The 5,451-nt window shown below is 37.8% G+C and carries 6 protein-coding genes and 1 pseudogene; 6 read left to right on the forward strand and 1 reads right to left on the reverse strand.

What is annotated here, in order from left to right:
• The first annotated feature begins 216 nt into the window (after positions 1 to 216).
• From truD to rpoS, 5 genes are all read left to right on the forward strand, one after another.
• Positions 217 to 384, forward strand: coding sequence for a tRNA pseudouridine(13) synthase TruD (gene truD / locus CBG25_RS11465; RefSeq protein ID WP_290606740.1), 168 nt, complete (start codon positions 217 to 219; stop codon positions 382 to 384).
• An 831-nt stretch (positions 385 to 1,215) separates the two neighbouring features.
• Positions 1,216 to 1,977, forward strand: a complete 762-nt coding sequence (gene surE / locus CBG25_RS11470; protein WP_290606742.1) for a 5'/3'-nucleotidase SurE — start codon at positions 1,216 to 1,218, stop codon at positions 1,975 to 1,977.
• Complete coding sequence (locus CBG25_RS11475) at positions 1,971 to 2,597, forward strand: protein-L-isoaspartate(D-aspartate) O-methyltransferase (protein WP_032115462.1); 627 nt, start codon at positions 1,971 to 1,973, stop codon at positions 2,595 to 2,597. The genes surE and CBG25_RS11475 overlap by 7 nt, the downstream gene beginning before the upstream one ends.
• A 154-nt stretch (positions 2,598 to 2,751) precedes the next feature.
• Complete coding sequence (gene nlpD / locus CBG25_RS11480; RefSeq protein ID WP_290606745.1) at positions 2,752 to 3,816, forward strand: murein hydrolase activator NlpD; 1,065 nt, start codon at positions 2,752 to 2,754, stop codon at positions 3,814 to 3,816.
• A gap of 54 nt (positions 3,817 to 3,870) precedes the next feature.
• Positions 3,871 to 4,860: an RNA polymerase sigma factor RpoS gene (rpoS, locus tag CBG25_RS11485; protein ID WP_290606747.1), complete on the forward strand. Its 990-nt coding sequence runs from the start codon at positions 3,871 to 3,873 to the stop codon at positions 4,858 to 4,860.
• Between the two features lie 61 nt (positions 4,861 to 4,921).
• On the opposite strand, the pseudogene miaE reads toward rpoS, so the two are convergent.
• Positions 4,922 to 5,144 (reverse strand): annotated as a pseudogene (gene miaE / locus CBG25_RS11490) (tRNA isopentenyl-2-thiomethyl-A-37 hydroxylase MiaE); the annotation flags it as partial.
• A 23-nt stretch (positions 5,145 to 5,167) separates the two neighbouring features.
• On the opposite strand from miaE, the gene CBG25_RS11495 reads away from it, so the two are divergent.
• Positions 5,168 to 5,451 (forward strand): transposase zinc-binding domain-containing protein (locus CBG25_RS11495; protein WP_290604579.1); only part of this gene is annotated, 284 nt, incomplete at its 3' end.

The following is a 5,451-nucleotide window of genomic DNA, read 5'->3' on the forward strand; positions in this document are numbered from 1 at the left end:
TGCCATCGACAAAAACATAGTAGGGCTGCTGGTTACGATCGTATAGTATCGTAACTTATAAAGGCTTGAGCGGTATGCGGGGAAACTTGCACGTACCGTTCTTAGGGGGCGGCGTGACAGAGATGTCACGTTGCTACCCGACCTAAACTGTTTGAACAGCAGTGCTTAACTCATTTTTCTATTTTATTGCCGCTGCTGGAAGCTGAACGAACAAATTTGGTTCGACGAGCGATCATTGTTGTTCCTCATAATATGCATTGGAAATGGTTAGAGCAGCAAACCTTGAAATTGTCTTTTTCATTACCTAAGGGTAGTTTTGCCACCAGTGTGATACGAGAATTAATTAATCAATCTACTGAAAATATTATTGATATTGCTGAATAGTATTCGGTTAAAAATAATGTTGTTGATGATAAATCTTATTATATAAAATATAATAAGATTTAAAATTTAACAATTATGCTGTCAGTTTGTTTTTAAAGGTATTAGGCCTTCTTTTGTAATAAGCGCCATTAAGGTAAAATTTTTATTTTGCTATTATCAGTCAGATGTAACCGATTGCTTGCAACTCTTAATTGATAAATGCTGTTATTAACTAAAGTCAAAATAAAAGAAGCTGAAAATAGCTAATCAAATTTGCTCAATAGATTTTAAGATTAAGTGAAAATATTAGAATTCAACCGACAAAATTTTAATAAAAAAATTTGTGGTTAATACATTGGGCAGTGTTATTTCTGCTGTTGTAAAAAGTTAACTTACTTATTTTGTTCGTTATTGACTGGTAGTGTTGATAGTATTTAGTCAACAACTCTTTATACATTTTTAATATTTATTAGAAATTTTTTTTTATTGATTGATGTATTGCTAGTTAGATATTTGGTTAAGATATTATTTTCATTGGATATTATTTTGGCTTATCTTATTTATGTTATTTAAAAATGATAATTGTAATTAGATATTTTATTATTTTTCAGGTAGTTGTTAAAACAAACAAAATTATATTGTTATTTTATTACATTCACATCCACTAATATTAGACCTTCATTTTTCTATCGTAATTTGATGTGTTTTATTGTTACTTAATGATATTCTTGCTGTAATCTATTATTGACGCTATTTTCAACCCATAATCTTTTTTTATCATAGATGATAATAGTTGGATAAAATAGCCTGGTTCTTAATATAACGTTCAATATAAATCAACGGGATACAATAATGCTAAGGATATTGCTAAGTAATGATGATGGTGTAACAGCAACTGGCATCCAAACGCTTGCTACTGCATTACGTAAACATTATTTCGTTCAGGTTGTTGCACCTGATAGAAACCGAAGTGGGGCATCAAACGCATTAACACTTCATAAACCATTACGAATAGCCAAGTTAGCCAATGGAGACATCTCAGTACAAGGAACGCCAACGGATTGTGTTTATTTAGGCGTTAATCAGCTTATTCGACCCTCGCCTGAAATCGTCGTCTCGGGTATTAATCATGGCCCCAACCTGGGTGACGATGTGATTTATTCAGGTACCGTTGCAGCGGCGACAGAAGGACGTCATCTTGGTTTACCTGCACTTGGGGTTTCATTGAATGGTGAAACACACTTCCAAACAGCAGCAGAAGTAACTTGTCATTTATTAAAATTATTACAGAAAACGCCATTAAAAGCGGGTAATATTCTTAATATTAATGTTCCTGATATTCCTTTATCGGAAATTAAAGGTTACAAAGTAACACGCTGTGGTAGTCGTCATGCAGCTCAACAAGTTGATCCATCTAAAGATCCAAGGGGCGATACGGTCTATTGGTTAGGGCCAGTTGGCGGAATATCTGATGCAGGTCCAGATACTGATTTTGCTGCGGTAGCAGCGGGTTATGTTTCTATTACACCATTACAAGTAGATTTAACCGCTTATAAGGATCAGCAAGTTGTTAAAGATTGGTTATTAAAAGCAGAGGCAAGTGAGGAATGCTAAAACGGTCAATGAGAGATTTATTGACACAACTACGCCATCAAGGGATTAAAGATGAAGGTCTATTGGCAGCTATTGCAAAAGTTCCTCGTGAGCGTTTTGTCGATGAAGCACTTTCACATAAAGCTTATGAAAATATTCCTTTACCTATAGGTTTTTCTCAGACTATTTCGCAACCCTATATTGTTGCTCGTATGACAGAATTACTTACGCTTTCTCCTTCGGATCATGTTTTAGAGATAGGCACAGGGTCGGGTTATCAAACAGCCATTTTAGCTCATCTTGTCGCGCGGGTTTTTTCGGTAGAACGGATCAAGGGACTACAATGGAATGCTAAACGTAGATTAAAACAACTTGATCTCCATAATATTTCAACCCGTCATGGCGATGGTTGGATGGGATGGGCTTCAAAAGGGCCTTTTGACGGAATCATTGTAACCGCGGCGCCGGCAGAACTCCCACTCGTGTTGCTTGAACAATTGAAAGATGGTGGCCGCATGGTATTACCTGTCGGTGAGAAAAAACAGATGTTAAAAGTTATTAAACGTCAGGGTAATGATTTTCATGCTACAACGGTAGAGTCAGTGCGATTTGTTCCTTTAATTCCTGGAAGTTTGGCATGAAATAGGTAATATTTTAGCGATAGATAATTTAAGGTTTTATTAATCTCTACTTTAATAAGCATAATAATTTATTATTTAGCTATTGCGATAAATTGTCGATCATGACTTACATTATCGATTTTTATTCAAGATTTATCTTCACGGGAGAAGAAGTATGAATTTTAACAGCCCAAAATTTGCGATTCGATGGGCAACTATCTATATAATAACAGGCACAATGTTAATAGGGTGCTCGACACCATATCATCCAGCAGCGCCAATTAGTAGTGTCCAAGATAGTAGCCGCCCAATTGATACTTATCCTGCTGTCAATACATCATCAAAAAATACGCCAATACCCTCTTCTCCTAAAAATATTTCTGTTAGTAATCAAAATAATAGTATAAATAAGCCGGTATATCAGCCAGTGATACCAGCACCTAAGACTAACACGGATGGCCGAATAATTTATAACCGAAATTATGATAATATCCAAAAAGGAAGCTATAGTGGTAACACCTATACTGTTAAACGAGGTGATACGCTGTTTTATATTGCTTGGATAACAGGCAATGATTATCGTGATCTAGCGCAACGTAATAAAATTGCAGAACCTTATAGTTTAAATATTCGGCAAGTACTTAATATTGGTAGTAGTTCTACCGACTCAGAAATGGTAGTTGCTAATCGTACTCCGAATACTAACAATACAAATGTTGATTCTCAGTCAACTAATGCGTATGCTTCATCTGTCAGTGAGCAAAATTCAGAAAAGATGTTACCGAGAGCATCCAAGCCACTAACACCATCTACGCCGCCCGCAACAACAGCATCTTCGGGTTTAAATAGTAACAGCGTAGTCAATACAGTAGGTAAGTGGCGCTGGCCGGCCGAAGGGAAAGTGATTGAATCTTTCTCTGATGTGAAGGGCGGAAATAAGGGTGTTGATATTGCCGGATCGCGCGGTCAACCTGTTTTTGCAACTACAGCAGGAAAAGTGGTTTATTCTGGAAATGCATTACGTGGATATGGAAATCTTATAATAATAAAACATAACGATGACTATCTGAGTGCCTATGCTCACAATGATACTATATTAGTTCGTGATCAACAGGAGGTTCAGGCAGGGCAAAAGATCGCCACTATGGGTAGCACCGGTACAAGTTCGGTAAGATTACATTTTGAAATTCGTTACAAGGGAAAATCAGTAAACCCGTTGTGTTATCTTTCGCAACGATAACTTGGACAGATTGCTTGTCAATGCTGTCTGCATTATCAAGGGTAGGAGTGACTGATGAGCCAAAATTCGCTAAAAGTTAACGAGTTATATGACGATTTAGACGAAACTAGCATGGATGCGGAAGCTTTCGATGAAAGCTTGCTAAAAGAAGAGGAGTTAAATCTAGAGCAAGATGATGATTCAGATATATTTCAGAATATTAATCAACGTGTTCTAGATGCAACTCAGCTTTATCTTGGTGAGATTGGATATTCACCTCTTCTGACAGCGGAAGAAGAAGTATTTTATGCGAGGCGCGCTTTAAGTGGTGATGCAGCATCACGTCAGCGTATGATTGAGAGTAATTTACGTTTGGTTGTAAAAATTTCTCGTCGCTATAGTAATCGTGGTCTTGCCCTACTGGATCTGATAGAAGAAGGCAATCTTGGATTAATTCGGGCGGTTGAAAAATTTGATCCGGAAAAGGGTTTTCGTTTTTCAACTTATGCAACATGGTGGATCCGCCAAACTATTGAACGAGCAATTATGAATCAGACGCGAACTATCCGCTTACCGATTCATATCGTTAAAGAGTTAAATGTTTATTTGCGTATTGCAAGAGAATTGGCTCAGAAACTTGATCATGAGCCAAGTGCCGAAGAAATTGCAGAACGCTTAGACAAACCGGTGGATGATGTTAGCCGGATGTTACGGCTAAATGAGCGGATCTCTTCTGTAGATACTACAATCGGTGGTGATTCAGATAAAGCGTTACTTGATGTGTTATCTGATGATAACGATTCAGGGCCTGAAGGAACTATCCAAGCTAACAATATGAAAGAAAGTATTGTTAAATGGCTGTTTGAACTTAATGCAAAACAGCGTGAAGTATTAGCACGCCGCTTTGGTTTATTGGGTTATGAATCGGAAACGTTAGAAGAGGTAGGGCGAGAGATTGGTCTTACTAGAGAACGTGTTCGTCAGATACAGGCTGAAGGTTTGCGCCGACTAAAAGATATTTTGCATAATCAAGGTCTTAGTATGGAATCTTTATTTAAGACCTAATATCTTTGCAATATCGTTAATATTAATAAGGTGGGAGGAAAACCCACCTTTTTGTTTGATATCAGGCGGGAACGCCACTATGAAATTTAAAATCGCTATCCGGCGTTTCGATCAATTTAGCCTCGATGTTAGCAAAATATTCGATCCGCTGCTGAATATTTTCGCTAGAAATAGCTTGCGCTAAAACTAAATAATCTTGATAGTGGCGAAATTCTGATCTGAGTAGTGAAATATAGAATTTAGCTAAGGATGTTTCAAGGAAGCAGCCTAGCGGCTGCAAATCGATATCGGGTAGAATGGTGGTACCTTGAACTTCTGGAAATCATATAAAATTACCCCCGTGCTTTCTGAATTCACTCCTCGCCCTCTAAAAACGTTGTTTCAGCGAAACGGTGCTTGGGCCGAACTGCTAAACACTTACCCACTGAGGCCTGTTGAAGTAGAAGTTGTCACCAAAATGCTAGCTTGTGGCACACCACTTATGGGAAGCCGCGAATTATGCTGTGAGAATACCCATTGTCCACATCGGCGCCTTATTTACCAAAGCTGTAAAGGTCGGGGATGCCCGAGCTGCGGCAAAAAGGCCACCGA

The sequence above is a fragment of the Arsenophonus sp. ENCA genome, from assembly GCF_002287155.1.
GTDB lineage: Bacteria > Pseudomonadota > Gammaproteobacteria > Enterobacterales > Enterobacteriaceae > Arsenophonus > Arsenophonus nilaparvatae.